This window comes from Lactobacillus sp. 23-2 (assembly GCF_044902225.1).
Taxonomy (GTDB): domain Bacteria; phylum Bacillota; class Bacilli; order Lactobacillales; family Lactobacillaceae; genus Lactobacillus; species Lactobacillus absianus.
In genome coordinates this window covers 1-26,519 of record NZ_JAOQBX010000026.1, presented here as the reverse complement: position 1 = coordinate 26,519, position 26,519 = coordinate 1, and the positions used below count along the sequence as shown (strand labels likewise).

The following is a 26,519-nucleotide window of genomic DNA, read 5'->3' as shown; positions in this document are numbered from 1 at the left end:
TTTAGTCATGAAAATAACCCCCGAAATTAGTGTCCTAATTTCGGGGGTCATATCATCCTTCGAGAAGGGGGTGCTGTGTTTTTGTATTTGATCAAAGGTGGACAAAAACAGAGTAATTTCCTAGAAAATTACTGTAATATCCCGGCTGTCAAAGGATTTTGACAAAGAAAAAAGAAGATGTCAAAGAATATATCAGAAATGTCCTGTCTCAAAGCGCATCTATAGAGACTCCTTCTTTTGCTAAGATTAAAGACCAGAAAAAGAATGGTTATAATCAAGTAAAGTATAACTGGCGTGCTGATGGTTATAAGTATGAGGTACGTTGGCATACTAGGACGCCCGGGGCACCAATTACTGAAGGAAACACATGGCAAGTGCGTAGACATAAGGCTGGTGTTGGATTTGGCAATAATGCTAGGCCACCGGTCGATGAAGTTCTTGTTAAATCTGCTACTGGAAAGAAATGGGTACCATTTGAAATGTGGCAAGCAAGCATAGATGCCAAGACGGCAAATAGATTAACTAAAGAACAAAGGAGATTGCTGGACAATGGACACTGGTCAGATAAAAAATGATTTTACCTATTATAAAGGTTTCGAAGGTGAAGGAGAAGTGACCTTTACTTATGCAGGTCTATGTTTGCATATCTGGGATGGGTACATTTTTCAGATTGTTGGTAAGCCGCCTTTAGATGGTAAAGGCTGGCACGGCATGACCCGTGATTATAATCAGCTTGAAGGCCCATGGGATGAAGATGAGGCAGATGTCGACGCTGTAGAATATTTACAGGATTTGAAGCACTATCAAGGCAAGCACCTTGAAACAGCACAAGCTGAACAGGTGTTAAGCAGACTGATTGAGCTATTCAGGCAAGCTGCTGCCCAACAGGCTTATGTTCATATTGAAGTGTATTAGTTGTTAATAGCCCGCTTTTTTTAAGGTTAGATATGCATCACAAGAATGAAAAGCCACAGTAAAATATGGAACTATCTATGCTATGCGGGCCTGGAGGAGAACGAATACTTAGCCGTTAAGGAGCGAGTTAATCAGAGCAACCTGAAAATGCTCCTGTTTGGGGAAGGAATCTTTCTTTTGGCGATGATTGTTTCCGCTTTGCTTGATTCAGTTAAAGAGCTGCTGCCTTTTCCCAACACTTTTTCCGGCTGGTTCTATTCTGGGGAAGTGCTATATGTCAGTGCGGGGATCAGCAGCCTGTTGCTCTTGCTGCTAACCCTGCTGGCTAAGTTCCGGAATTGGCCGACTTGGCCACTGGTCTGGCTTTTTTCGCTGCTATTATCCGTATACGCGATCTGGACGACCCTGCAGAATCCGTCCAGCCAAGCAACGACGATTATGGTCTTTATGGTCTTATTGCCCACGATGTTCGTGCTTGCTCCTTGGAAGCAGCTAGTGGCTATTCTGCTTTTGGTGATTATCTTTAATCTGCTGGCTTGGGAGTATAAGACGCCTACTAGCTATACCGCTGATTCCTGGAATTCGGTCTTCTTTGGCACGGTTGGCGTGATCAGTGGCTTCTACTTTGACCGCGTCATGCTGATCGCGCTTGCCAATGAATTGGTCAGGTATTTTGGCCATGTCCGCTTTGGCGGGGATGAATTTTTGGCAGTGGCTTTGGATGAATCATTGCCTGAGGTAGAGAAGAAGTGCGATCAGCTCCTGGAGAACCTGTAAAAGCAAGGCTATCAGGTCTCTTTGGGCATTTCGCAGCAAAGGGTTGACCAGCTGGAGCTCAAGCAGCTGCTTTTTGAGGCAGACAAGGCCATGCGGCAGGCCAAAGCAGCATACTATCAAGATACGGAACATGACCGCCGGGCGCGGTAATGTTTCCCAGCAAAAAACCGGCTTAATAGCCGGCTTTTTCTTTTGCCTCCAAGCGCTGCAGCTCTTTGATCACTAAGACGGCCGAGCCCAGGACGCAGATGATTCTGGCGCCTAATTCCGCGCTCCAAAAGGCGTTCGTTCCTAAAGGCGCCAGCAGCAGCCAGTTGACGGCCAGCTTCAGTCCCAGTTCGCCCAAGTTGCAGTAGAGGTATTCCTTCATCAAAACCATGCTTCTGAGCAGGCCTTCATTCATAAATTTGAAGATCGAGAAGAGCTGGATGCTAACGAAAGCAAACAGGTAGATCTTAAAGAATCCATAGGCCGCCTGGTTTTGCCCAGGGTCAAAAAAGAGACTGGCTAAGGCGCGGCAGGCGAAGATAGACAAGGCTGAGCTGGCCAGCCAGTAGATCAGGGAGAGCCGGCAGCAGTAGCGGTAGACGGCCTTGACGGCGGCGAACTTTTTGCCAGCCAGGAGCTGGGCCGTAAGCAGGGTCAGGGTTTGGGCAAAGCCAACCAGGACGATCCGGGCCAGACTCATGAACTTGACGATGGCCACGTAGCCCAGGATGGCTTCCTGACCAAAGGGATTGACCCAGGCTTGGACCAGGGTCGCGCCAAAGGTAATCGCGAATTGCTGAAAAATGGTCGGCAGGGCGATGTGCAGGATGGACTTAATTTTTTCAAAAGAGAGGTCGGGCTTTAAGGAGACCGGCTTTGCTTCCTGCCGGTCCATTTTGGCCAACAGCCAAAGGGTGACCAGCATCATTGCTCCTTGAGCCAATACCGTGCCCAAGGCCGAACCCAGCACGCCCAGCTGCAGGCCAAGGATGAAGAACAGGTTCAAGAGCAGGTTTAAAAGGCTGGATCCGGCCAGGAGGTAGAAGGAGACCTGGGCCCGCTCATTGGAAATCAGGATGGCGCGGCCAACGTCATAGATGTAGATGATCGGCAAGGCAAATAAATAGACCCGGCCATAGAGGAGGGCATCCCCCATCATGTTTTCAGGCAGAGAAACCGCCTTAAAAAGGGATGGCAGGGAGAGCCACGCGATGACGACCAGGATCAAGCCGCTGATCGCGGAAAGGCAGAGGGCGTCACGGGCAATGGCGGCTTTTTCCTGATTGCGGCCGGCTCCTAAGAGGCGGGAGACCATCACGTCGACTGCCATTTCAAAGCCGCCTGAGACCACCAGGAAGAGCATGATAATGTTGGCCGCGTTCCCGACGGCCCCAAGCTGTCTTGCTCCTAGGAAGCGGCCGATGATGGCCATGTCAACCACGCTGTAGAGTTGCTGGACCAGGAATTCGCTGATCATCGGCAAACTAAAGGCCCAGACTTTTCGTTTCAGTTCTTCTGTCATTTTTTTGCCTGCTTTCTTTAAACTTCTGCTTTAAGCGTAAACTGTGACCTTAGGTTATAGTCAAGGGGGAGGAGAAATTTCCTAATTGCATGGGAAATCAGGTAAAATTGTGGACGTCAAAGGATTTTGACATCGTTAAAAGAATTTAGGAGGAGTACGCAATGAGTCTGCTTGTCTTAATTGGCCTGGCCATCCTGTTAGTCGGAATCGCCTTTACCTGGTATCAGCTCTACCATTTGCTGGCTCTGGATGCTGATCTGCGGGGAATTCCTCATCCCAAAGGGACTGCCTTCTTCTTGAGCAGCGGTCAAAGAGGAGAGGGCTTGCTGGCCTACCTGCTTTACCGGAAAAGATTCCCGCTGACCCGGATCAGCCCGGAAAAACAAGCCCGCAGCCTGCGGCTCAAGAAAATGGCTTGTGTGGGGATTGCCATCATGGCTGTTGGAGCCTGCGTGACCGTAATCGGTCTGAGCATTTTGTAAAAGAAAAACGATTAACATAACATTTGATATGAAAGACTGCCGCTGACAGTCTTTTTTCGCTAAAGCCTTTTCATGCTTGGCAGCAAGCGATATAGTTAAAGTAGTTGTTATGTTTATGTATTCTAATCTTGGGGAGAGAATCGAATTTGAGGAAAGGACTGAAACAGAATGAACAGAAAAATTTTGACCTTCATTGGCTGCTTGTCATTGGCTGCCATGGCTGCTAGTCCGGTGCAAGCCAGCTATCTTAGCGGCTATGAATACGGGGATGCAGCCAACAAGAAGGTTGTAGTCACCAAGAGCATGCCAGTTTACCGGATCAAGACCGGCTCGTGTGAAGCCAAGAACCGCTTTTACGCTGCTGGGAAGGTCAAGAAAGGCACTGTGCTCTACCGTTCACAGTGGTTTATGGCAACAGGCTGCGGCTGGGTCATCAAGAACAGCCAGTACAAGCCGGGGAAACGCCGCTTCTACTTTGTGCAAGCTCCGGAAAAGACCAAGTGGTTCAAGGCTTACAAGGCAACTAAGAAAACGACCAAGAAGAAAGTCGTCAAGAAGTCCGCAAAGAAGGCGGTTCAAAAGAGCAGAAAGAAAGCTGTCAAGAAGACTGCCAATAAGCCAGCGTCAAAGAAAAACGCCGCAAAGCCATAAGACTTTATTGCCAGGATTTGCCAAAGGAAACCAAGTTTGAAATTAAAGACGACCATGACTGTGATGATGAATCCAGCAGTTACGTGACGGTCGAGGCAACCTTCCCGGACGGAACGGTTTGGCATTCACCGATGTTTCTGCTCTGTTTCAAGTAGTCCAGTCAGTTGCAACAAGTCGCGCGTCCTAAGGGACACGCGGCTTTTCTTTGTTTTTTGGAAAAAGTCTTAAGTAACCGTAAAAGATACGCAGAAGGCATGAAAAGCCGGCAAAAAGAGCATAGGATTAGTGAAAACATTGAGAATTAGAAAGAGAGTGCTTATGGAAAATAAAAAGTACCAACGCTCACCTATCCCAAAATCCTTTACCAGCAAAACAAACGAGATTGACCGCCGTAAGCTTCAGCAAATCGGCCGCGTCTGCGGCTGGGCGGCTGCCGCTGCCAATATCCTTGCCGCCGGCTATGCCTTGCTGGCTCAGCCAGTCTGGGCGAAAGTCACCATCGCGGCGCTTTCAGTCTTGCTGCTGGGCATGCTGATCTGCAGCTTCTTCATCTTCAAAGTTTTCTTTGAGCCCGCGAGTGAGTCGGGCACCAGTCCCATCGATCTCCGCCTTGACGCGCGAGTCGTGCCGGCCTTGACCATCTTGGCGTCAATAAGCAGCGTCCTGCTGCTAGCGCGGGGCGGTGCTTTGGCTGGAATCAACTTAATGGCTTTTGCCTTGACGACAAGCGCCTGTCTCTATATCGTCTGGACGACTTTCCGTCTTACTCTTGCCAAAAAATAAATATCTAAGCCGCCAGCGCCGCATTGCCGATTTCCCGGGGATGCGGCGTTTTTTGACATAATAAAATTAAGCTAAATCGGAAAATCACTGAATAAAATAAGTCTGCACCCCAAGAGAAATTGCTAAAGTTTTGAATATTCTTGAAAAGATTGCAAGTACTTGCGTATGCTTCTAAATGAAAATATAATTAAAGCAAGCTTAAAAGCTATCTTTTTAACGAACTGTGATGACGAAAATAGTGTAAGTAGGGGGACGAGACGATGAAACTTCCGAAAAATATTGGCCAAGCGGCTGGCGTTTGCCTGGCCGCGCTCGCGTTAACGGCCTGCGGCTCTTCAAAAGCCGGCTCTTCTAGCAAGAAGACCCTGTACTGGACCACCGGGTCAGAAATTCCAACCATGGACCTGTCCAAGGCGACTGACTCAGTCTCCTTCACGCAGATCTCCAACACTTTTGAAGGCTTGTACCGCTTGGGCAAGGACTCAAAGATTACTCCAGGCTTAGCTACTTCCGAAAAAGTCTCCAAAGACGGGAAGACCTATACTTTTACCCTGCGCAAGGGCGATAAGTGGTCTAACGGCGATCCGGTGACGGCTAAGGACTTCGTCTACTCCTGGCAGCGGACGGTCAACCCCAAGACTGAATCTGAATACTCCTACCTCTTCTCGGGAATCAAGAATGCCGACAAGATCGTTGCCAGCAAGAAGCCAGTTTCCAGCCTTGGCATCAAGGCCATCGGCAAGTACAAGCTGGTCGTAACTTTGGAGCGGCGGATTCCATACTTCAACAAGCTGATGGGATTTGCGGTCTTCTTCCCGCAAAACGAAAGAGCGGTCAAGAAGTTTGGCTCTAAGTACGGGACGGCCTCAAAGTACATGGTTTACAACGGTCCTTACGTTCAAAAAGGCTGGACTGGGTCCAACCTTTCCTGGAAGATGGTCAAGAACAAGAACTACTGGGACAAGGGCAAGGTCAAGCTGGACCAGATCAGCTGGAGCGTGCAGAAGTCAACGACGACTTCCTACAACCTCTACCAGTCAAAGAAGCTGGACGCGACCTCGCTTGATTCTTCACAAATCAAGCAGCTGAAGAACAACAAGGCCTTTACCTCGCTTCCGCTGGGTGCCACCTTCTACATGGAATTCGGTCAAGGCAAGGGCGGCAGCAGCTACGTCAAGAACGCCAACATCCGCAAGGCCTTGGCCTTGGCGATTGACCGCAAGGGTCTGGTTTCAACGATTGACGGCGGGGCCAGCCAGCCGGCCAACACTCTGACGGCCAAGGATTTGACCAAGGTTGACGGCAAAGACTACACCAGCCTGGTTTCAAGCAGCGCCAAGAGCCTTTACCCAGCCAGCGGCGACAAGGCCTTGGCCAAGAAGTACCTGGCTAAGGGCTTGAAGGAACTGGGCAAGAGCAAGATCAAGCTGACCTTGATTTCCAGCGACACTGACAGCGCCAAGAAGACCGCCGAAGCCATCCAGTCAGACGTTGAATCCACTCTGCCGCAAGTCAAGGTCGAAGTCAACAGCGTGCCATTTAAGACTTTGCTTAATCGTTTGGCCAGCCACAACTTCCAACTGGGCCTGATCGACTGGATTGCCGATTTTGCCGACCCAATTTCCTTCTTGGATCTGTTCACGACTGGCAACAGTCAAAACGACGGGCAATGGTCAAACAGCGAATATGACAAGCTGATCGCTGATTCAAAGACGACTGCCTCAACCAGTCAGCGCTGGAGCGACCTGAGCAAGGCAGAAGATATTCTGCTTGATGATGCCGGTATTTGCCCGCTTTACTACTCAACCAGCGTCATGCTAGTTCGGCCGAACGTTAAGAAGGCTTACTCCACCCGAGGCAACTGGGACTTCAAGGAAACGTATCTTAAATAGTTGCCAATGCTCGATCCAATGTCATAAGCTGAGACATTGATTTTTCGGGAATTAACCTCAAAAAATCCTCCACAATCACTAGTTGCTGCGATTGTGGAGGATTTTAGTTTTTATTCTCAATAAAAAATCAGTCGTTTTTTGAATTCAAGAGGCGGCGGACGATCTTCATTTCAGATTCCGGCACTTTCTGTCCCTTGTACATGAAATCGATCTTGCTTTGAGCCAGATCAACGGTTGGCAGCTGGTTGCTGCGGCCAATCAAATAATCTACCGTTACCCCGTAGAGGTCGGCCATTTGGCTTAGCCGGTCGATGTCGGGCTCCCGGAGCCCGTATTCCCAGTTGGAATAAGTTGACGTGCCAACGCCTAAGCGCTTGGCAGTCTCCGTCTTGGTCCACGCTCGCTGCTCGCGCAGTTCCTTTAGGCGTGACGGCATCTTCGCATACATCTGAACACTCCCTTCCTGCACTCATGTACAAGAATATATCATAAATAACCGCAACCTCAAGAGGGGTGCGGTTATTTAACACATTTGTCACATTATTTCACTACTTGACGGTAACCTGCATAATCTCTTCGCCTGACTTGGTCTCGCGCGGAGCCACGTCTTCAAAGCGCAGCAGACGCTGCGGCTGGGTGAAGAGGATAATCACCGTGTCATCGTATCCGCGCTCCTTAATCAGGTCGCGGTCAAATTCCATCAGCAGCTGGCCCTTTTCAACCTTCTGCCCGTCGGTGTAGTAGCTGTTGAAGCCTTCACCGCGCAGGTTGACGGTACCAAGGCCGATATGGATCAGGGCTTCCAAGCCCCTGTCTGATTCCATGCCTAAGACGTGCTTGGTCGTAAAGGTAAAACGGACGGTCCCGCTGAATGGAGCGCAGATCTTGCCTTCGCTAGGCTTGATGGCAAAGCCTTCACCGCCCTGAGGCACGAAGCTGTCTGGCAAAGAAGCGAGCGGCAGGAGCTGTCCGCTGACTGGAGCGGCAACTTCAGTCGTTCCGGCCTTGCCGGCGCTGGTCGTGTCCACGCTCAGCTTTTCCTGCAGCTGGTTGACGATCTCCGCGTGCTTCTTTTCAGTCAAGGTTACCTTTTTGTCAAAAACAAAGAGGGCAAGGATGGCCAACACCAGTGGAATGATAAAGGCAAAGCTCTTGAAAGTGTGGATGCTGGCTGAGGTCATGTCAGCGGCAGTCGCTGCCCCCGTCATACCGCAGGTGACGGCGATGAAGCTGACCAAGCCGTTGGAAAATGCCCCAGTCAGCTTGTCGATCATTGGCCGCACGGCTAAAGTGACCGCCTCGTTTCTTTCCCCATTATTCAGCTGCCCGTATTCAATCGCGTCAGTCAAGGTCAAGACCGTCACGAGCTGGGCAAAGGTAAAGTTGAACAGGGCAATCGCGATGATCAACAAGGCCATGTTGCTGCTGAAGAAAATGAAGATGACGTAGGACAGGATCATGCAGACCTGGCCAATCGTAAAGAGCCACTTGCGTGGGATGAATTTGTTCAGGATTGGATATAATGGCGAAGTGCAGAAGGAAATGATCGTTGCAACCACGCCGACCAGTGAATATGATGCCGGCTTGTCCAAGATGAACTTGAAGAAGTAGAACAGGACGCCATTAGTGATGACGTTGGCCAGTGAGAAAAGGAAGTAGCCAAGGGAAGCCCAAAGGATCTGGTCATTGTGGGTCAGGGCCAAAAGCACGTCCTTGATGCTGGTCTTCTTTTTGTTGGCCGCGCGGCGGATCAGGTTGTCCTTTTCCTGGGTGCCGATGGCCGTGATGAACATGCAGACAATGGTCAGCAGGGAAATAATCACGGCAAAGGCCAGCCAGCCGCTGGGACCTTCTTCCTGCTTGCCAGTCGCCTTGAAGGTGAAGTAGGTTACCAAAGGAACGACGATAATGGTCAGTCCGTTCCAGCCAATCGTCCCAGTGAAGTTGCCCAAAGAGGTGTAGACCCCGCGCTCACGGCTGTCTTCGCTCAAGGCTGGAACCATCCCCCAGTAGGAAACGTCAGCGAAGGAATAGAAGACGTCCAGGGTGATGAAGGTGATGACGAACAGAATGGAAAAAAGCAGCCAATTGCTGTTAGCCAGGCCGAAGATCCCGGTGAAGAGAACGATCATCAATAAGGAGCTGATGATTGTCCCGGACAGGATCCAGGGCTTGAACTTGCCCCACTTGGAGTGAGTGTTGTCGACCACGTTCCCGATCAAAGGATCGATGGCGATTTCCACGACTCTGACGACGACGATCAAGGTAGTGATCAGGTAGATCAATTTGTTGGCGATCGTGTCCGGTAGGCCGCTGAACAGCCCGCTGGTCACGAAAATAATGAAGTAGTTGGACAAAAGTCCATAGAAGGCGGCATGTCCCAGGTTCCCCATGGCGAAGGAGAAGCGGGAGATGAGCCCTTTGGATTTCACATTGCGGTTCACGAAAATACCTCCATTTGTGCTTGCTGTAATCGCTTTACTTATTTACGAGATGGATTATAGCTTGAATTTTGTCTTAAGTAAACACTTTTAGTAAATAATTTACTAGAAAAATTTCGCAATGCACAAAAACTAGGAGCGGCCACGTGGGAAAAAGCGAAGCTGGCCACGGCTCACTGACGGGTGCTTTTAAGGAAACAACCTAATCAGCAGCGTTTTGCTAGGCCTGCCATTAGGGCAAAGTTTTTTGCCACTTAGTAAAATATTTACTAAAATCACTTGCAAAGATTTAGCGGCCAGGATATGATAATGGCTGTAAGCGAGAACTAGCAATTAAGCAAAACATTACTAGAAAGAGGCAAAAAAATGGGGAAAACAGCAGAAAAGCCTGAATTTGCATGGCTCAGCGATCCAGAAGTATTCGCGGTGAATGCTTTGCCCGCTCATTCGGACCACCGGTTCTTTTTAAATGAAGCGGAAGCCGAAAGTGGCCAAAGCAGTCTGAAGCAATCGCTCAACGGTGCCTGGCGCCTGGTCTGGAGCAAGAACGCCGAACTTAGGAATCGCAATTTCTACCAGCTGGGCTTTGACGAAAGCGGCATGGACACGGTTGAAGTTCCAAGCAATTTGGAAGTTCTTGGCTATGGCCAGCCGCAATACGTCAATATCCAATACCCTTGGGACGGGAGCGAGGAAACCAAGCTAAAGACGCCGCTGCGGGACAATCCCGTTGCTGGCTACGTCAAGCACTTCACTTTGGACGAGGGCTTGCGCGGCAAGCGGGTCATCCTCAGCTTCCAAGGGGTGGCTTCAGCCATGTACGTTTGGGTCAACGGCACCTTTGTCGGCTACGGCGAGGACTCCTTTACGCCTAGCGAATTCGACGTGACCGACTGCCTGCAGGAGGGCGACAACAAGCTGGCGGTCGAAGTCTTCAAATACTCTTCGGCCAGCTATCTTGAAGACCAGGACTTCTGGCGCCTTTCTGGCATTTTCCGGGATGTGGACCTGTATGCCATTCCGCTTGCGCATATCCAAGACCTTCGCGTGACCAGCACGCTTGATGATGACTACCGCGAAGGGAAGCTGACGGTGCAGTACCAGGCCGTGGGCGAGGCAGAAAAGGTGCTCCTGCGCCTTTATGATCTTGACGGGCAGGTCTATGAAAGCCAGACGAATGACTTTGCCGAGACTGGCACTTTTACCATGGACCAGCTCAAGATCAACGCCTGGAGCAGCGAACAGCCCGTCCTCTACAAGGCGGAGCTGATCCTGGAAGACAGCGGCCGCGTGCTGGAAGTCGTCCCGCTTAAGCTGGGCTTCCGGACTTTCGAAATCAAGAACCGCTTGATGCTGCTGAACGGCAAGCGAATCGTCTTCAAAGGCGTCAACCGGCATGAATTCGACTGCCGCCGGGGGCGGGCAGTAACCGAAGCGGACATGCTCTGGGACATCAAGTTCCTCAAGCAGCACAACATCAACGCCGTCAGAACATCGCACTATCCAAACCAGTCGCGCTGGTACGAGCTTTGTGACCAATACGGGATCTACTTGATCGACGAGGTCAACCTGGAAAGCCACGGGAGCTGGAACAAGCTGACCAAGGTGGAGCCTTCCTGGAACGTGCCTGGCAGCCGGCCGGAATGGCTGGAGAACGTCATATTCAGAGCCAACAACATGCTCCAAAGGGACAAGAACCATCCGGCCATCTTGATCTGGTCCCTGGGCAATGAAAGCTATGCCGGCGACGACATCGGGCGGATGGGCGAATTTATCAAAAAGAACGACCCGACTAGAGTCGTTCACTATGAGGGGGTGACCTGGAACCGGGACTACGACTTTATTACTGAAGTAGAAAGCCGGATGTACGCCAAGCCGAAAGAGATTGAAGAATATCTGACATCCAACCCGCCGAAGCCATACATTTCCTGTGAGTACGCACACGCCATGGGAAACTCGACGGGCGGCCTGCAGCTTTACACGGCACTTGAGAAGTACCCGCAATACCAAGGCGGCTTCATTTGGGACTATATTGACCAGGGCCTGGCAGCCAAGAACAGCCAAGGACAAGAATATCTCGCTTATGGCGGGGATTTTGACGACCGGCCAAATGACGGCGAGTTCTGCGGCAATGGCATCGTCTATGCCGACCGGAAAGCTTCCCCAAAAGCCCGGGCGGTCAAAGAACTGTACAGCAATCTGAAGCTGACCATCGACTCTGAAAAGGCGACGGTCAAGAACGACAATCTCTTCGCGGACACGAGCGACTACGACTTCGTCTTGACCCTCCTTTGCGATGGCCGTGTGGTGGCTGAACAGACTTATCACTTAGACATTGTGGCCCAAGATAAACAGAATCTGCCGTTGCCAAAGACGCCGGAATTGGCTGGCGAATTGGTTTGGCACCTGGATGCCCGTCTTAAGACGGACCAGCCTTGGGCAAAGCGTGGTTTTGTCGTGGCCAGCGCCGAATACCTGCTTCCGGAAACGCGCGTGAAAGAGCCGGAAAAGGCAGAACTGCCTGACTTCCGGATCATCAACGGCGACTTCAACTTGGGCGTTTGGGCTAATGGCCTCAAGGCCTTATTCAGCAAGGACAAGGGCGGCTTGATTTCCCTCAAGTATGCAGATCGTGAACTGATCAAGCAGAAGCCGCGCCTGACCTTCTGGCGGGCCTTGACCGACAATGACCGCGGTGCCGGCTATGGCTTTGACATGGCCATGTGGGAGAACGCCGGCAAGTTTGCCAAGCAGACCGACTTCCAAGTGACGCTGACCGAGAACGGCGCGGAAATCAGCTATGATTTCCTGCTGCCGGTCGGTCAGGACCTGCGGGCGACTGTCACCTATACGGTTGACCGGACGGGAACGATTGGCGTCAAAGCCGTCTTCCCAGGTGCGGACAAGCTGCCAGATCTGCCAGAGTTTGGCTTGGAGCTGGCCCTGCCGCGTGACTTTGACCATTTCGCATATTACGGCAAGGGACCAGAAGAAAACTATCTTGACCGCCAAGCCGGCTCCTTCTTAGGAAGCTGGACTTCTTCAGTCACCGGCAACGTGGCGCCATATCTGCGCCCGCAAGAAACTGGCAATCGGGAGGGACTGCGCAAGCTGGCAATTTTCGACCAGCAAGGGAACGGGGTGCTCTTCAGCGCTGCCACTAAGCCTTTCTCAGGCAGCGTTCTTCCATGCAGCACCGCCCAGCTGGAGGCAGCTGATCACTGGTTTGACCTGCCCGATTCCGAATACTCCTGGGTCAAGCTGCTGGCCGCCCAAATGGGCGTTGGCGGCGATGATTCCTGGGGCGCGCCAGTCCATGACGCGTATCTTCTGCCAAGCAGCAAGCCATATGAACTGAACTTTACTATTTCGCCTTTCTCACTCAGCTAGTCTGACACTTGACTAGTTTAAAACTCCTAATTATGCTAAATTAAAATTAGTAAAAAATTCCTTATTCCAATCGAAAGAAAAGAGCAGGGTGAAGATGGCTACTATCCGGGATCTGGCCAAGCGGGCTGGCGTTTCGCCAGCGACCGTGTCGCGCATTTTAAATTATGATTCGACTCTATCCGTCAGCGATGAGACCCGCAAGCGCGTTTTTCAGGCAGCAGAAGACTTGAACTATACCAAGCATCTTTCCAAGAAATTTCAGCGCTATACAGGCAAGACGGCAGCAATTGTCCTGTGGTGCGACCCTGAAGAAGAGATCAACGACTTGTACTACTACTCCATCCGCTTAGGAATTACTGAGCGGCTGACAGAATTAGGCCTTAAACATGAACTCCTTTATGCCGGCGCCAGCTGGGAGAAGCTGGATAAGTATGCCGGGGTGATCGTGATCGGGAGCGATCAGTATTCTGCCGACCAGCTGGCCTTTCTCAGGCAGCTGCCAGAAGCGGTCGTCTTCGTTGACGGCAATCACTTGCGGGATGGTTTTCCGAGCGTCTATTCCGACTTCCGCAGCGCCGTTGAAGAAATCGTTGACCACTTTGTAAAGACCGGCCGCACCAAGATCGGGATGCTGGCGGGGGACTTGAGCGATCAGTTCGACAAGGAAAACCTGACCGATTTCCGCTTTCAGGATTTTAAGCGCTATGCCCAGGCTAAGGGCTTGTATCAGCCTGACTGGATTTTCGTTGGGGCCTTTACCTCAGAAACGGGGTATGAGGCCGTCAAGCAGGCATGGCCCGGCTTGACTGAAAAGCCGAACAGCCTGCTCGTGGCCAACGATGCCATGGCGATTGGCGCCTTAAAAGCTTTCCGGGAGCTGCATGTCCGCGTTCCCGAAGACTTGAGCATGATTTCTTTTAACGACACCACCGTCGCCCAATTTGCCAATCCAGCCTTGAGCAGCGTGAAAGTGGAAACCAATGAGATGGGCAAGAGGGCAGCCGAGGTCCTCTTGAACCGCTTGGAGCAGCCAGACCGGCTGCCATACGCCCTGCAGCTTTTGACTAAACTGATTTTGCGTCAGAGCAGCGTTAACTAACACAACCGAGACTACTATTTTTGAATGATTGCATATTTTTGACCATGATAGGCTCGCGGTCATGGATTGGCTGGCTTAGCAGCCGTGGACCGGTAAAAAAGAAAAAGCAATCAAGATATACGATTATCAACATCAGATAGGCTTAGACTAAGAGATAGAATTCGACTATTACTACTTTCACCTAATTTCTTAGGATTCCATAATTAGAATTCAAAACAAAAGGGGGATGCAGCCAGCATTGGCTGCATCCCTCTTTTTTCTGTTTTTTGTTTTCTGTTTGATGGTTGGCGCGTTTTTGCCCTTTACAGGTAGCCATGGAAGGGAACCCCTTCGCGCAGGCGCTGAAGGTCGTACGGGGTTTCCTGGTAGACCGCGTAGTTGATCCAGTTGCTGAAAAAGGTCGAGGCGGCCAGATTCCAGACCATCCGGGGTTCCTGGCTGGGATCGTCATTTGGAAAGTAGTTGACCGGCATGATTGGGCCCAGGCCGGCTCGCAGGTCCCGCTTGTATTCTTGAGCCAGGGTGTCGCGGGAGTATTCCAGGTGTCCGAAGCTGTAGATCTGCCGCAGGTCAGGCGTGGACGCGATCGAGACGCCGACGACGGGGCTTTGGGCCAGGATCTCCAAGTCGCTGCTGGCGGTCACGTCTTTGGGGTGGGTCGTCGTGTAGCGTGAATGCGGGCACTTGTAGACGTCATCAAAGCCCTGGAGCATTGGGTTGCTTGAGTCCTGGTTGATGGACTGCTCATAGATCCCGGACAGCTTTTCCGGCAGGGGATGCTTGTCGATCCCATAGTGGTAGTAGATCCCGGCTTGCGCGCCCCAGCAGAGGTGGAGGGTGGAGTAGACATGGGTCTTGGACCATTCAAAAATCTTGCTCAGCTCATCCCAGTAGTCGACTTCTTTGAAGGGCAAGGTCTCAACCGGCGCGCCGGTGACGATCATCCCGTCGTAGCGCTTCTCTTCGACGGCGGCAAAAGTCTTGTAAAAGGTCTTCAAGTAGTCGCTTGAGGTGTTCTTGGAATGGTGGCTGGCCATGTAGAGGAAGTCAACCTGCAGCTGCAGGGGAGTGTTGGCCAAATGCCGCAGAAGCTGGACTTCCGTGTTTTGCTTTTTTGGCATCAGGTTGACCACCAGGATCTGCAGGGGGCGGATCGCCTGGGTTTCAGCCCGCTCGCTGTCCATGACGAAGATGTTCTCCTTGCGCAGAATATCAATGGCGGCTAATTTTTTGTCTAAAGTAATTGGCATAGATTGTGACTCCTCGTGTTAATGTTAGCTCCAATTTATCACTATGAAGGGAAAATTTCTAATAGATTAATCTGATTAGAAATAAGTGAAAGTGAAAGGAAGACGTCAAAAATAAAATCCCCGTTCGCGGAACGGGGATTTTAGGATAAATGCTAGTCTTCTTGGATGTTCAAGACGGTTGACTTAACCTTAGTCATGGCCATGATTGAGTACTTGACCCCTTGCACGCCGGCACCTGAACCTTTGACGCCCAGGAATGGGAAGTTGTCAGGCCCGCGCTGGGTCTTGTTGTTGATGTGGACGGTCCCGACTTCCAGCTTTTCAGCGATGCCGAAGGCCCGTTGCACGTTGCGGGTGAAGACGGAGCTTTGCAGGCCGTATTCTGACTTGTTGGCGATTTCGATGGCTTCGTCAACAGAGTGCACGCGGATAATTGGCAAAACTGGCCCGAATGGCTCTTCCCAAGCCAAGCGCATGTCAGTCGTCACCTTGTCAAAGACCATTGGGTAGATCAAGTTGCCTTCGCGCTTGAAGTCCGTCTTGGCTTCAGCACCCTTGTCCGCGGCATCTTCAATCAAGCCCTGCACGTAGTCAGCCGCTCTGGTATTGATCAAAGGAGTGATGTCGGCACTGGTTTCCGGCATGCCGATCTTCAAGCCTTTGACACCATCCATGATCTTGGCCACCAATTCGTCAGCGACGCTGTCCATGACCAGGACCCGCTTAACGGCGGTGCAGCGCTGGCCGGAGTAGCCAAAGGCACCAGCGATGATGTTCTTGGCGGCCAGGTCAAGGTCAGCGTCCTCAAGCACGATCGCGGCGTCCTTGCCGCCAAGTTCCAGCATGATTGGCCGCATGCCGGCCAGCTTGCCAATGTTCTTGCCGACTGCGGTTGAGCCGGTAAAGTTGATGAAGTTGACGGCTGGATGTTCAACGATGTAGTCGCCGATTACCCGGCCGCGGCCAGTGATGGTGTTGAAGACGCCGGCTGGCAGGCCGGATTCCGCGAAGGCTTTAGCCAAAAGCAGGCCAGAGATTGACCCCTGTGTAGGCGGCTTGAAGGCGACCACATTCCCGCCCATCAGGGCTGGAGCGATCTTGGAACCGGCCAGGTTGACCGGGTAGTTGAATGGGGAGATGGCCAGAACCAGGCCAACTGGCTCATGGCGCACGATCGCAATCTTGTTCTTGCTTGCGGGATCAAAGTCCCCGCCTTCCATAACCTCGCCATTCAAGGTTACGCCAACCTTGGCGGTGTAGTCGACGATTTCAGCGGTTCTGGTAACTTCGCCCACGGCCGACTTGAGGCCCTTGGCGATTTCCTTGGAAAGGGTTGAACCGATTTCTTCAGCGTCGCGGTAAAGGATGTCGGCTGCCTTCTCGAGATACTTGGCCCGTTCAACGTATGACAGTGCCCGCCAAGCAGGGAAAGCCTTCTTGGCGGCGGCGTAGACTTCGTCCACGTCTTCGTGTGACATAGCTGGAACGGTACCCAAGGACTCGCCAGTGGCAGGGTTGAAGATTTCGATGCTTTCGTCGGAATCCTTCCATTCACCGTTGACATAGTTGAGATAATGCTTAGTCAAATAAGTGACTCCTTTCGAAATAGATATAGAATTAATCTTAATACAGCTCTCATTTATTGCAAGAGTTAAACACTTGCTTTAGCGAATAATTAACAAAAAGTAAGCAATTTTCAGATTTGTAAAAAATGTGATTTTTCTACTATATATAGCCACAAAATGACCAGGGACGATTCATCTGTAAAGAAATTTTTCCCGTTTTTTGCCCCTTTTTCCCTTGACTTGGAGGACTAAAATTAATATAGTTAAGAAAACAAAAGAAGGACCTTTAAATTTAGTCCCGTGAGGCTAAGAAGGACTTGTCAATTGCAAACAAAGGACAGAAGGGCGTGGACCTTCGTTCGAGAAAATCGGAGGAATGGCTCGGATTCTGCTTGAAGGGGCGGATTGCCAGCACCTTTCCTGAAGTTTGCCACAAGCGACCATCTTAGAGCACGGAGCTAGAAGTGTTCAGGATGGTCTTTTTTCTTGCGAAAATATTTGATTACCATAAAAAGAGGTTTACGAGAATGAAACGCTATTTGGTTCTTGAAGATGGCACGGTCTTTGCCGGCACTGCCTTCGGAGCAAACGTAGAAAAATTTGGCGAAGTCGTCTTCACGACGGGGATGACGGGCTACCAAGAAGCGATTACGGACCAGTCATACGCCAATCAGATTCTGGTCTTCACCAACCCCCTGATCGGCAACTACGGGGTCAACGTGGACGACAATGAGTCAATCGATCCCCAGTGCAACGGGGTGGTCTGCCAAGAACTGGCCCGCGTGGCCAGCAACTGGCGGATGCGTGACAGCTTGGGCCACTTTTTGGAAGAAAAGGGGATTCCAGGAATCTCTGGCGTCGACACCAGAAAATTGACCAAGATTCTGCGTGAAGAAGGGTCCATGAAGGGCTGCTTGGTTGACTCTGACAACAAGGAAGAAGCTTTGAAGCGGATCAGCGAGCATGACTACAGCGGCTTTTTGGCACCGGTCGTCTCCACGACCAAGCCATACCCTAACCCTGGTCCAAAGCGCAATGTCGTTTTGATCGACTACGGGGTCAAGCACTCAATCCTGCGCGAGCTGTCAGCCCGCGGCTGCAACACGATCGTTTTGCCATACACGGCTAAGGCAGAAGACGTGCTGCGCCACCACCCAGACGGCGTGATGCTGTCAAACGGCCCTGGTGACCCGTCAACCATGACGGAAGCGGCTAAGATGGTTGCCGAGGTTGAAAAGCACGTTCCAGTCTTCGGCATCTGCATGGGCCACCAAATCCTGGCTTTGGCCAATGGGGCCAAGACTTTCAAGATGAAGTTCGGCCACCGCGGCTTCAACCACCCAGTCAAGGAGCTGGCCACCGGGCGGATCATGTTTACCTCACAAAACCACGGCTACGCGATTGATCCAGCCTCAATCGACCCGGAAAAGATTGAAGTTACCCACAAAGAAATCAACGATGGCGTGATTGAAGGAATTCAGCTGAAGCAATACCCAGCCTTTTCAGTGCAATTCCACCCAGACGCGGCGCCTGGTCCGCTGGATGCCATCGACTTGTTCGACAAGTTCATGAAATTGATTGATGAAGGGAAGGAAAGCAAACAAAATGCCTAAGAGAACTGATATCCACAAAATCATGGTCATTGGGTCTGGCCCAATTATTATCGGCCAGGCTGCCGAATTTGACTACTCCGGGACCCAGGCCTGCCTGGCCCTGCGCGAGGAAGGCTACGAGGTCGTTCTGGTCAACTCCAACCCAGCCACGATCATGACTGACAACGAAATCGCCGACAAGGTCTACATCGAGCCTTTGACGGTGGGCTCACTTTCCCGCATCATCCGTCAAGAATACCCAGATGCCATCTTGCCGACTTTGGGCGGACAGACTGGCTTGAACATGGCCATTGCCCTGCACAAATCCGGCCTGCTTGATGAACTGGGCATCGAACTTTTGGGGACCAAGCTGGACGCGATCGACCAAGCTGAAGACCGCGAGCGCTTCAAGGAATTGATGGAGAAATTGGGCGAGCCGGTTCCGCCTTCAAGAACGGTTCACGACGTTGAAGACGCGGTTGATTTCGCAAATGAGATCGGCTACCCGGTCATCGTCCGTCCAGCCTTTACCATGGGCGGGACTGGCGGCGGCATGTGTGCCGATGAGGCAGAGCTGCGCTCAATCACGGCCAACGGCCTGGAGCTCAGCCCAGCTACTGAATGCCTGATTGAAAAATCAATCGCCGGCTTCAAGGAAATCGAATACGAAGTTATGCGCGACTCCGCTGACAACGCCATGGTGGTCTGCTCCATGGAAAACTTCGACCCGGTTGGCATCCACACTGGCGACTCCATTGTCTTCTCCCCAACCCAGACCTTGAGTGACCGGGAATACCAAATGCTCCGGAACTGCTCATTGAAACTGATTCGGGCCTTGGGCATTGAAGGCGGCTGCAACGTGCAGCTGGCTTTGGATCCAAACAGCTACCAATACTACGTCATCGAAGTCAACCCGCGCGTTTCCCGGTCATCAGCCCTGGCTTCCAAGGCAACTGGCTACCCAATCGCCAAGCTGGCTGCCAAGATCGCCGTTGGCTTGACCTTGGACGAGATCAAGAACCCGGTTACCAAGAAGACTTTTGCCGAATTTGAGCCAGCCCTGGACTACGTCGTGGCCAAGATTCCGCGCTGGCCATTTGACAAGTTCGTTAAGGCTGACCGCCACTTAGGCACCCAGATGAAGGCCACCGGTGAGGTCATGGCCCTGGGCAGAAATGCTGAAGAAGCCCTGCAAAAGGCCGTCAACTCCCTGGAAATCGATGAAAAAGACCTCTACTGCACTGATTTGGACGACAAGTCAAAGGCAGAAGTCGATGACAAGCTGGCCCACGCGCAAGACGACCGCCTCTTCTACATCGCTGAAGCCTTCAGACGCGGCTATAGCCTGGAAGAAGTGCACGAGCTGACCAAGATCAACCTTTACTTCCTGGACATCGTCAAGCACATCGTTGAACTGGAAGGCGAGATCAAGGCTCATCCAAACGACCTTGAAAGCTTGAAGACGGCCAAGTACTACGGCTACGCCGACATGACCATTTCCAAGCTTTGGAATGAAAGCGAGGAAGACGTCCGCCAGTTCAGAAAGAGCCAGGGGCTGCTCCCGGTCTACAAGATGGTTGACACCTGCGCGGCTGAATTTGCCTCAAGCACGCCATACTTCTACTCAACCTACGGCCAGGAAAACGAAAGTCACAAGAGCGGGAAGAAGTCAGTCATCGTTTTGGGTTCCGGCCCAATCAGAATTGGCCAAGGGGTCGAATTCGACTACGCGACCGTCCACTCAGTCAAGGCCCTGCAACGGATGGGCTATGAAGCGATCGTCATCAACTCCAACCCAGAGACCGTTTCAACCGACTTCTCCATTTCCGACAAGCTCTACTTTGAGCCATTGACCTTGGAAAAGGTGCTTGACGTCATCGACATCGAGCAGCCAATCGGGGTCATCGTCCAATTTGGCGGCCAAACCGCCATCAACCTGGCAGAAGGCCTGAAAGAACACGGAATCAAGATCCTGGGGACCACCGTTGAAGATATCAACCGGGCTGAAGACCGGGAATTGTTTGACGAGATCATCAAGCAGCTGCACCTGCGCCAGCCAATCGGCAAGACGGCTATGAACCATGACGAAGTCATCAAGTACGCTGATGAGCTTGGCTATCCGGTTCTGGTCCGTCCATCCTACGTTTTGGGCGGTCGGGCCATGGAAATCGTCTACAACGAGAAGGAACTGGAAGACTACCTCAAGGACAATCCGCCAGCAACCAACGGACACCCAATTCTGGTCGACACCTACTTGGAAGGCCTGGAAGGGGAAGTCGACGCGATTTGCGACGGCGAGCACGTCCTGATGCCAGGGATCATGCAGCACATTGAGCGTGCCGGCGTTCACTCCGGTGACTCAATGGCCGTCTACCCGCCGCAGCACTTCACTGAAGACGTCAAGCAACAGATCGTGGACGTGACTGAAAAGCTGGCCGTCGCCTTGAAGTGCGTTGGCATCATGAACGTCCAGTTCATCGTGCGGGGCGGTGAAGTCTACATCATTGAGGTCAACCCAAGAGCCAGCCGGACCGTGCCATTCTTGAGCAAGGTTACCGGGATTGAAATGGCCCAGGTTGCTACCCGCTGCATCATGGGCGAAAGCCTGCCTGAACAGGGCTACACCCAAGTCCTGCAACCGGAAAGCAAGGCCATCCACGTCAAGGCGCCAGTCTTCTCCTTCAGCAAGCTGGCCAACGTCGACAGTCTGCTTGGGCCGGAAATGAAGTCCACTGGGGAAGTCATGGGCAGCGACCACACCTTCTCAAAGGCCTTGTACAAGGCCTTTGAAGGCACTGGCATCCATTTGCCAAACAACGGCTCAGTCCTTTTGACGATTGAAAACAAGGACAAGGAAGCCATCCTGCCGCTGGCTGAGCGCTTCAGCAAGATCGGCTACCGGCTCTTCGCGACCGAAGGGACGGCCCAATTCCTGACTGACCGCGGCCTGCATGTGGTAACCGTGGCCAAGATCGGCGAAAAGAACTCCAAGGACTTGCCAATCTTGGACGCCATCAAGCAAGGGGATGTCGACGTGACGATCAACACGATGGGCCACGACCTTTCATCCAACTCTGACGGCTTTGTCATCCGGGAAACGGCGATTATGCACAACGTGCCAGTCTTAACCTCGCTGGACACGGTTGATGCCTTGCTCACCAGCCTGGAAAACCGGTCATTTGCTACCGAAGCCTTGTAATGCAAATAGGTAATCAAAGAAGAAATCGTCTTGGCCTGTCAAAGGCCAGGACGATTTTGCTTTTGGCAGATTTTTCTTCAAAAAAGCAGGCTGCAAGGTCTGAAAACTTTTGATAAGAAGAAAGTGCGGATTTAGGACTGACGGGGATGAAAACGGCGTCACTCTTTTTGAAAACGTGCTATAATATAATCAACAAGAAATAGAAGATTTATCGAAAAGAAGGCTGATATATATGAAGGCTCCTAAGAAGACCGTGAACATGGAAGACATGAACACGATGATCGCCAATGGCGTTGCTCCTGAGATGGCCGACATGGCTACTGGCCTGAAGACTCCAAGCCCGGTGCAAATGAGCAAGGCTGAAGCCGCCAAGGCAGAAACGAAAGCAATCATGATCGCCAATGGCGTCGATGAAGAAATGGCCGACATGGCCACCAATTAATCCAAATTAAAATACAATTTAATATGAGAGGACCTGCCCAATGCTCATGGGCGGGTCTTTTCTTTATGCGCCTTGAATTTGTCCATTCAAGGCGTATTTTTTTCTGCTTAATGGTAAAATCGTTAGTAAGGAAATTGACTATGACAAAATACATCAACAAATTGCAGGCTTTGTCTGCACAATTGCGCAATCAAGAAATCGCTGACCAGGTAAAGCAGATCTGTCAGATCGACCAGGCGGTCAAGGACCGGCAGGTCTTAAACCGCGCCCCGCAGAAGCTAGGGCTTGAGCCGGATGAATATGAGGAGATCAGCTGGGAGACGCCTGATGACCAGCTCCATAATCTGCAGACGATGAACAACCTGCTCAACAACGTCCGCCAGTACCTGTCCTTGCAGTACGGGATCTGGTCGCTGCCCAACCTGACGACTGCCCGCTTGATTATGGAAAAGCTGGGCGTCAAGACGGCCTTGGAGGTCATGGCGGGCAATGCCTATTGGTCCAAGGCCTTAAGCCAAGCGGGGATGCAGGTGGTCGCGACTGACTCTTTGGAGTGGGCCAAGACCTCGGCCACGGGGAGCGAGCCCTTTTATCCAGTCGAAAGCCTCAGCGCAGCTGACGCGGTGAAGAAGTATGCGGACCGGGACCTGATCCTCTGCTCCTGGTCGCCGAATTTTGGCAGGAGCGACCTGGAGCTGATTGCCGCCAAGCGCGAGCTTGCCCCGCAATCCCACCTGCTCTTTGTCGGAGAGCGCGCCGGCGCGACCAACTCCCCGGACTTTTGGCGGGGGGACTTTCTCACGGATTCCCCGGCAATGAAGGCAATCAACCGAAGTTTTGTTTCCTATGACTTTATTGAAGAAAAGCTATTTGAGGTGAAGCAATGAAGCGGCACAGAGTAATCATCAGCTTCTTCTCCTTCCTGATCCTGACCTTGATTGGGATCGTCTGCTCCAACATGCAGTCGCAGCTGGCCAACCAGGTCCTGCAGGCACGGGGGATGAGCATGGAGGCCCGGATCGTCAAGCCGCAGAAGCAGGCTGACATTGCCACGGTCTTAAAGTGGATTGAGCGGAAGTATCCCAAGGACTCGGTCCAGATGCAGCTGCAGAACAAATATGAGAAGAATGAAGTGCTGATCTGGGCCCAGAACCGGAATCTGCAGTATTTTCCAGTAACCAAAGGGCGCTTTTTCGCTTCCGCCGACTTTAAGGGCCGGGTAACTTTTGCCGCCCTGTCGGCTTCAGCTGAAGTGCCGACTATTACGACCCAGGGCAACAGCTACGTCACTTTAGGCGGGCACTACTATTCCGTAGTTGGAACCTTGAAGAAGGTTCCCTACCAAGACAGCAAGACCTACTACCTGACGACTGGACCCAAGCAGGAGACCGCTCAAGAGTCAATCAGCAACTACGTGATCTTCGTCGATGGCTCTAAAGATGCCATCAGTCATATTGCCAGCTATCTGAACAGCAAGACCTGGTGGCCGGAGTTCGTCAAGCGCAATCGCCAGCGCCGCTTGACCCTGCTGATGCCGGAAGCTTTGCTGATCGCGGCCCTGGCCATAGCGGCCATGGCGGCCATGGCTTTTGACGCCTGGCTGCTGTGGCGGGAAGGACAGCGGACCCGGATCCAGGGCGACCTGCTGACCAATTTTATCCTGAACAAGAGCGGGCGCTTTGTTCTCTTCCAGATCCTGGAAGGGGTTGCTGCCTACACGCTTTTGGTCTGGCGGGCTTATATCGGCGATCGCGGCATGCTGGCCATGCTGCTGGCCGGAGCCGTTTTGTTGGAAATCGTCACCTATATCAGCACGCTGATTTATATCTACAATCATAGAGAGAAGTTTGAGAATGCTTGAAATTCCTGCAGAATTTACTGAAAAATTTACCAAGCTCCTAGGCGAGGACGAAGCTGAGCGCTTGCTCAAGGCCTTGGACGAACCCAGCAAAAAGGCCTTCCGGATCAACAGCCTGAAGAAAGGCGCGGCAGTCAGCTATGATTTGTCAAGGCCGGTTCCTGGCATCCCCAATGCCTATTACGGTGAAATATCGGGCAAGGACGTGGAATGGACCAGCGGGACCGTTTATTCCCAAGACCCGGCGGCCATGTTCCCGGCCCATCTGACCGACGTCGCCCCAGGCGACCGGGTGCTGGACTTGTGCGCGGCGCCAGGCGGCAAGAGCACGGCTTTAGGCGAGAAGCTGCAAGGACAGGGGCTTTTGGTGGCCAATGAGATTTCCCCTTCCCGAGCCAAGATCCTGCGTGAAAACTTGGAGCGCTGGGGCGTGACCAATGCCTTAGTGACAAATGGCAGCTCAGAAGACTTGAGCAGCAAGTTTCCGGCCTTTTTTGACGAGATTCTGGTCGACGCGCCCTGCAGCGGGGAAGGGATGTTCAGAAAGAGCGAAGATGCCATCAAGTACTGGTCTGAGGACAATGTCTTAACTTGCCAGGCGCGGCAGCAGGAGATCCTGCAAGAAGCGGTCAAAATGCTCAAGCCAGGCGGGCAACTGGTCTACTCAACCTGCACCTTCTCACCAGAAGAAGACGAAGCGATCGTATCCTGGCTGATAGATAACTATGGCTTCACGGTTGAGGAGCTGGACCTGAAAGGCGTGCCAACGGCCGCGGGACGGCCTGAATGGGGCAACGGAAATCCTGAGCTGGCCCGCTGCTTCCGCTTTTGGCCACAAGACGGCTTAGGAGAAGGACAGTTCGTCGCGGTCCTGCGCTTGCCAGCAGCTTCTGTTGCCGCAAGCGGAGAAAAGCCGGCAAAGCGCAAGCAGGACAAGCGCAAGAAGCGGTGTGGCCGGCGCGAGGACCAGATCAGCAGGGAAGAGCTGGAATACGTGACCGAGGCCTTGCAGGGGCTCTCACTGCCAGCTGGCCTTGAAAACTGGTCCAGCCGCCTGCAGAAGAGCAAGGACCACGTATTCGTGCCGTTGCTTGCGCCTGATTCTTTGCGCGGACTCAAGATCCTGAGCAACGGGATGGAGCTGGGGATGCTGAAGAAGAAGCGCTTTGAGCCAAGCCACCAGCTGGCGGAAGCCCTGGGCCAGGTCAAGCAGGACCGGGTCGTTGACCTGGATGAGGACCAATATGAGCGCTACCTGCATGGGGAGAGCCTGCAGACAGCCAGTCAGCTCAAGGGGTTCGTTCTGGTTGCCTCCAAGGGTCAGGTCTTCAGTTTCGGCAAGCTGACTACGGGCGGGCAGCTGAAAAACTTTTACCCTAAAGGCCTGCGGCAGTAGAAAAAAGTAAGAAAACATATTAATAGTTATGTAAAGTGAGGCTTGGATGAAGAAAGCAGCATTGACGGCTTGCTCCGATCCGCTGACCTTAGACCGCAAGGGAGAAGTCAATGCACTAAAGAGCGTATTGGCTTCTTTTGGCTTGAGCGTCACGGAGAGCGAGTATTTGTATGACCAACGGCTGGCTGGGCGTGGCCCGAAGCGTGGGGCGGAACTGACCAGCTTTTTCCTGGATCAGGACATGGCATATATTTTTGACGTCTCGGGCGGCGATTTGGCCAATACTGTCTTGCCATACATCGATTTTCCAGCGATCAAGGAAAGTCGGGCAGCCTTTTTTGGCTATAGCGACTTGACAACGATTCTGAACGCGTTGGTCAAAAACGGCAATACCGCCGTCAACTTTCAGGCGCGGAACCTGATCTATGACCACTCACGTGAAGAACAGTACTATTTCAATGAGCAGGTCTTGTCAGGCAAGTTCGCGCCAGAATGCCTGAAGGCCACTTTCTTGCGTGGCAGCGAGCTGCGCGGGGAAGTACTTGGCGGCAATCTTCGCTGCCTGCTTAAGCTGGCAGGGACTGAATACTGGCCTGATTTTTCGGGGAAGATCCTCCTGCTGGAAAGCTATGGGGGCGGAGTCTACCGCATTGCCACCCTGCTGGAGCAGTGCCGGCAGCTGGCGCTTTTTGACCAGGTCAGCGGGATTCTCCTGGGAACTTTCACTGAGCTGGAAGAAAAAGGGCAGGAGAGCACGGTCTATGATCTGCTTAAAGAGATCACCCCAGCTTCCCTGCCAATTGCCTGGACGCATTATATTGGCCATTATACGGACGCGCGGGCCTTAGCCTTGGGCCGGGAGATCGTTCTTTAGTTACATTCACGCGGCAAAAGCGTTATAATAGCCTTAAAGAAAGCGCTTGCTTTGCATAAGATATGAGGTGACAATTATGTCTGGTGAAAGAATTGCCGACGCGGTCGTTGGTATTATCGCCGTCGTTACCTTAACCACCGTGTTTTTTATGTATCCTAGTTATACGACCACTATGCTGATTGCAACCGTAGCAATTGCAGTCGGGTATTATTTAATCAAAGACGTCGTCAAGAAGATCTTGATGCACAATCACAAGTTTGGCTTTTAAAGCAAGGCATTTCTGGAAAAATAGCTTCGCGGTTTTCCGCGGAGCCGTTTTTTTCGAAAAAAAGATCAAAAAGGCTTTACGTCAATGGTAACCCCTCACTGAAGTGAGGGGCTTGGAGTGCAAGCTTCAAGCCTC

At 52.1% G+C, this 26,519-nt stretch carries 23 protein-coding genes; 18 read left to right on the top strand and 5 right to left on the bottom strand.

Going from position 1 to position 26,519, the window contains the following annotated elements:
* Positions 1–158: 158 nt before the first annotated feature.
* From OCH80_RS08455 to OCH80_RS08440, 4 genes are all read left to right on the top strand, one after another.
* On the top strand, positions 159–575 hold the full coding sequence (locus OCH80_RS08455; protein WP_404539936.1) for a hypothetical protein: 417 nt from the start codon (positions 159–161) through the stop codon (positions 573–575).
* Positions 550–915, top strand: coding sequence for a hypothetical protein (locus OCH80_RS08450; protein WP_404539933.1), 366 nt, complete (start codon positions 550–552; stop codon positions 913–915). Before OCH80_RS08455 ends, OCH80_RS08450 begins: the two co-directional genes overlap by 26 nt.
* Positions 916–1,098: 183 nt before the next feature.
* Entirely contained in the window at positions 1,099–1,692 is a 594-nt protein-coding gene (locus OCH80_RS08445) for a hypothetical protein (protein WP_404539939.1), read from the top strand.
* A gap of 21 nt (positions 1,693–1,713) precedes the next feature.
* Positions 1,714–1,842 (top strand): hypothetical protein, encoded by a 129-nt coding sequence (locus OCH80_RS08440; protein WP_404539930.1) that lies wholly within the window; start codon positions 1,714–1,716, stop codon positions 1,840–1,842.
* 22 nt (positions 1,843–1,864) lie between these two features.
* On the opposite strand, the gene OCH80_RS08435 is transcribed toward OCH80_RS08440, so the two are convergent.
* Positions 1,865–3,202 (bottom strand): MATE family efflux transporter, encoded by a 1,338-nt coding sequence (locus OCH80_RS08435; RefSeq protein ID WP_404539927.1) that lies wholly within the window; start codon positions 3,200–3,202, stop codon positions 1,865–1,867.
* Between the two features lie 161 nt (positions 3,203–3,363).
* Here OCH80_RS08435 and OCH80_RS08430 point away from each other — a divergent pair, with 161 nt between their 5' ends.
* The 4 genes from OCH80_RS08430 (at position 3,364) to OCH80_RS08415 (ending at position 7,010) form a co-directional block, all read left to right on the top strand.
* On the top strand, positions 3,364–3,684 hold the full coding sequence (locus OCH80_RS08430; RefSeq protein WP_404539924.1) for a hypothetical protein: 321 nt from the start codon (positions 3,364–3,366) through the stop codon (positions 3,682–3,684).
* Positions 3,685–3,852: 168 nt separating this feature from the next.
* Positions 3,853–4,335, top strand: coding sequence for a hypothetical protein (locus OCH80_RS08425; RefSeq protein WP_195837371.1), 483 nt, complete (start codon positions 3,853–3,855; stop codon positions 4,333–4,335).
* A 318-nt stretch (positions 4,336–4,653) separates the two neighbouring features.
* Positions 4,654–5,118: a hypothetical protein gene (locus OCH80_RS08420; RefSeq protein WP_404539921.1), complete on the top strand. Its 465-nt coding sequence runs from the start codon at positions 4,654–4,656 to the stop codon at positions 5,116–5,118.
* A gap of 260 nt (positions 5,119–5,378) precedes the next feature.
* Entirely contained in the window at positions 5,379–7,010 is a 1,632-nt protein-coding gene (locus OCH80_RS08415; RefSeq protein ID WP_404539919.1) for a peptide ABC transporter substrate-binding protein, read from the top strand.
* A gap of 127 nt (positions 7,011–7,137) precedes the next feature.
* On the opposite strand, the gene OCH80_RS08410 is transcribed toward OCH80_RS08415, so the two are convergent.
* Positions 7,138–7,458 (bottom strand): helix-turn-helix domain-containing protein, encoded by a 321-nt coding sequence (locus OCH80_RS08410; protein ID WP_404539917.1) that lies wholly within the window; start codon positions 7,456–7,458, stop codon positions 7,138–7,140.
* Positions 7,459–7,558: 100 nt separating this feature from the next.
* The gene (locus OCH80_RS08405) at positions 7,559–9,454 is read right to left on the bottom strand and encodes a glycoside-pentoside-hexuronide (GPH):cation symporter (RefSeq protein ID WP_404539914.1); all 1,896 of its coding nucleotides are present in this window, start codon (positions 9,452–9,454) and stop codon (positions 7,559–7,561) included.
* 363 nt (positions 9,455–9,817) lie between these two features.
* Between OCH80_RS08405 and OCH80_RS08400 the strand changes: the two genes are divergently transcribed.
* Positions 9,818–12,841 (top strand): glycoside hydrolase family 2 TIM barrel-domain containing protein, encoded by a 3,024-nt coding sequence (locus tag OCH80_RS08400; protein WP_404539911.1) that lies wholly within the window; start codon positions 9,818–9,820, stop codon positions 12,839–12,841.
* A gap of 94 nt (positions 12,842–12,935) precedes the next feature.
* Complete coding sequence (locus OCH80_RS08395) at positions 12,936–13,940, top strand: LacI family DNA-binding transcriptional regulator (RefSeq protein ID WP_404539908.1); 1,005 nt, start codon at positions 12,936–12,938, stop codon at positions 13,938–13,940.
* A gap of 302 nt (positions 13,941–14,242) precedes the next feature.
* On the opposite strand, the gene metA is transcribed toward OCH80_RS08395, so the two are convergent.
* Entirely contained in the window at positions 14,243–15,190 is a 948-nt protein-coding gene (gene metA / locus OCH80_RS08390; RefSeq protein WP_404539905.1) for a homoserine O-succinyltransferase, read from the bottom strand.
* Positions 15,191–15,342: 152 nt separating this feature from the next.
* Positions 15,343–16,776 (bottom strand): NADP-dependent glyceraldehyde-3-phosphate dehydrogenase, encoded by a 1,434-nt coding sequence (locus OCH80_RS08385; RefSeq protein WP_404539902.1) that lies wholly within the window; start codon positions 16,774–16,776, stop codon positions 15,343–15,345.
* Positions 16,777–17,282: 506 nt separating this feature from the next.
* Here OCH80_RS08385 and OCH80_RS08380 point away from each other — a divergent pair.
* From OCH80_RS08380 to OCH80_RS08345, 8 genes are all read left to right on the top strand, one after another.
* On the top strand, positions 17,283–18,368 hold the full coding sequence (locus OCH80_RS08380) for a carbamoyl phosphate synthase small subunit (protein WP_404539899.1): 1,086 nt from the start codon (positions 17,283–17,285) through the stop codon (positions 18,366–18,368).
* Complete coding sequence (gene carB, locus OCH80_RS08375; protein ID WP_404539896.1) at positions 18,361–21,546, top strand: carbamoyl-phosphate synthase large subunit; 3,186 nt, start codon at positions 18,361–18,363, stop codon at positions 21,544–21,546. The genes OCH80_RS08380 and carB overlap by 8 nt, the downstream gene beginning before the upstream one ends.
* 232 nt (positions 21,547–21,778) lie before the next feature.
* Entirely contained in the window at positions 21,779–21,988 is a 210-nt protein-coding gene (locus tag OCH80_RS08370) for a hypothetical protein (protein WP_302188525.1), read from the top strand.
* A gap of 140 nt (positions 21,989–22,128) precedes the next feature.
* Entirely contained in the window at positions 22,129–22,875 is a 747-nt protein-coding gene (locus OCH80_RS08365; RefSeq protein WP_404539894.1) for an SAM-dependent methyltransferase, read from the top strand.
* A complete protein-coding gene (locus OCH80_RS08360) occupies positions 22,872–23,849 on the top strand; it encodes a hypothetical protein (RefSeq protein WP_404539892.1) in 978 nt (325 codons plus the stop codon). Before OCH80_RS08365 ends, OCH80_RS08360 begins: the two co-directional genes overlap by 4 nt.
* A complete protein-coding gene (locus OCH80_RS08355) occupies positions 23,842–25,242 on the top strand; it encodes an RsmB/NOP family class I SAM-dependent RNA methyltransferase (protein ID WP_404539891.1) in 1,401 nt (466 codons plus the stop codon). Before OCH80_RS08360 ends, OCH80_RS08355 begins: the two co-directional genes overlap by 8 nt.
* A gap of 46 nt (positions 25,243–25,288) precedes the next feature.
* The gene (locus OCH80_RS08350) at positions 25,289–26,116 is read left to right on the top strand and encodes an LD-carboxypeptidase (RefSeq protein WP_404539889.1); all 828 of its coding nucleotides are present in this window, start codon (positions 25,289–25,291) and stop codon (positions 26,114–26,116) included.
* 76 nt (positions 26,117–26,192) lie between these two features.
* Positions 26,193–26,384 carry a hypothetical protein gene (locus OCH80_RS08345; protein ID WP_404539888.1) on the top strand — a complete coding sequence of 64 codons (192 nt, stop codon included), beginning with the start codon at positions 26,193–26,195 and terminating at the stop codon, positions 26,382–26,384.
* Positions 26,385–26,519 lie beyond the last annotated feature (135 nt).

What these genes read in the sequence shown, in the direction of transcription:
- OCH80_RS08450 (WP_404539933.1), top strand. Translation starts at nt 550, where the DNA reads ATGGACACTGGTCAGATAAAAAATGATTTTACCTATTATAAAGGTTTC.
- OCH80_RS08445 (WP_404539939.1), top strand. Translation starts at nt 1,099, where the DNA reads ATGATTGTTTCCGCTTTGCTTGATTCAGTTAAAGAGCTGCTGCCTTTT.
- OCH80_RS08435 (WP_404539927.1), bottom strand. Translation starts at nt 3,202, where the DNA reads ATGACAGAAGAACTGAAACGAAAAGTCTGGGCCTTTAGTTTGCCGATG.
- OCH80_RS08430 (WP_404539924.1), top strand. Translation starts at nt 3,364, where the DNA reads ATGAGTCTGCTTGTCTTAATTGGCCTGGCCATCCTGTTAGTCGGAATC.
- OCH80_RS08425 (WP_195837371.1), top strand. Translation starts at nt 3,853, where the DNA reads ATGAACAGAAAAATTTTGACCTTCATTGGCTGCTTGTCATTGGCTGCC.
- OCH80_RS08420 (WP_404539921.1), top strand. Translation starts at nt 4,654, where the DNA reads ATGGAAAATAAAAAGTACCAACGCTCACCTATCCCAAAATCCTTTACC.
- OCH80_RS08415 (WP_404539919.1), top strand. Translation starts at nt 5,379, where the DNA reads ATGAAACTTCCGAAAAATATTGGCCAAGCGGCTGGCGTTTGCCTGGCC.
- OCH80_RS08410 (WP_404539917.1), bottom strand. Translation starts at nt 7,458, where the DNA reads ATGTATGCGAAGATGCCGTCACGCCTAAAGGAACTGCGCGAGCAGCGA.
- OCH80_RS08400 (WP_404539911.1), top strand. Translation starts at nt 9,818, where the DNA reads ATGGGGAAAACAGCAGAAAAGCCTGAATTTGCATGGCTCAGCGATCCA.
- OCH80_RS08395 (WP_404539908.1), top strand. Translation starts at nt 12,936, where the DNA reads ATGGCTACTATCCGGGATCTGGCCAAGCGGGCTGGCGTTTCGCCAGCG.
- metA (WP_404539905.1), bottom strand. Translation starts at nt 15,190, where the DNA reads ATGCCAATTACTTTAGACAAAAAATTAGCCGCCATTGATATTCTGCGC.
- OCH80_RS08380 (WP_404539899.1), top strand. Translation starts at nt 17,283, where the DNA reads ATGAAACGCTATTTGGTTCTTGAAGATGGCACGGTCTTTGCCGGCACT.
- carB (WP_404539896.1), top strand. Translation starts at nt 18,361, where the DNA reads ATGCCTAAGAGAACTGATATCCACAAAATCATGGTCATTGGGTCTGGC.
- OCH80_RS08370 (WP_302188525.1), top strand. Translation starts at nt 21,779, where the DNA reads ATGAAGGCTCCTAAGAAGACCGTGAACATGGAAGACATGAACACGATG.
- OCH80_RS08365 (WP_404539894.1), top strand. Translation starts at nt 22,129, where the DNA reads ATGACAAAATACATCAACAAATTGCAGGCTTTGTCTGCACAATTGCGC.
- OCH80_RS08360 (WP_404539892.1), top strand. Translation starts at nt 22,872, where the DNA reads ATGAAGCGGCACAGAGTAATCATCAGCTTCTTCTCCTTCCTGATCCTG.
- OCH80_RS08355 (WP_404539891.1), top strand. Translation starts at nt 23,842, where the DNA reads ATGCTTGAAATTCCTGCAGAATTTACTGAAAAATTTACCAAGCTCCTA.
- OCH80_RS08350 (WP_404539889.1), top strand. Translation starts at nt 25,289, where the DNA reads ATGAAGAAAGCAGCATTGACGGCTTGCTCCGATCCGCTGACCTTAGAC.
- OCH80_RS08345 (WP_404539888.1), top strand. Translation starts at nt 26,193, where the DNA reads ATGTCTGGTGAAAGAATTGCCGACGCGGTCGTTGGTATTATCGCCGTC.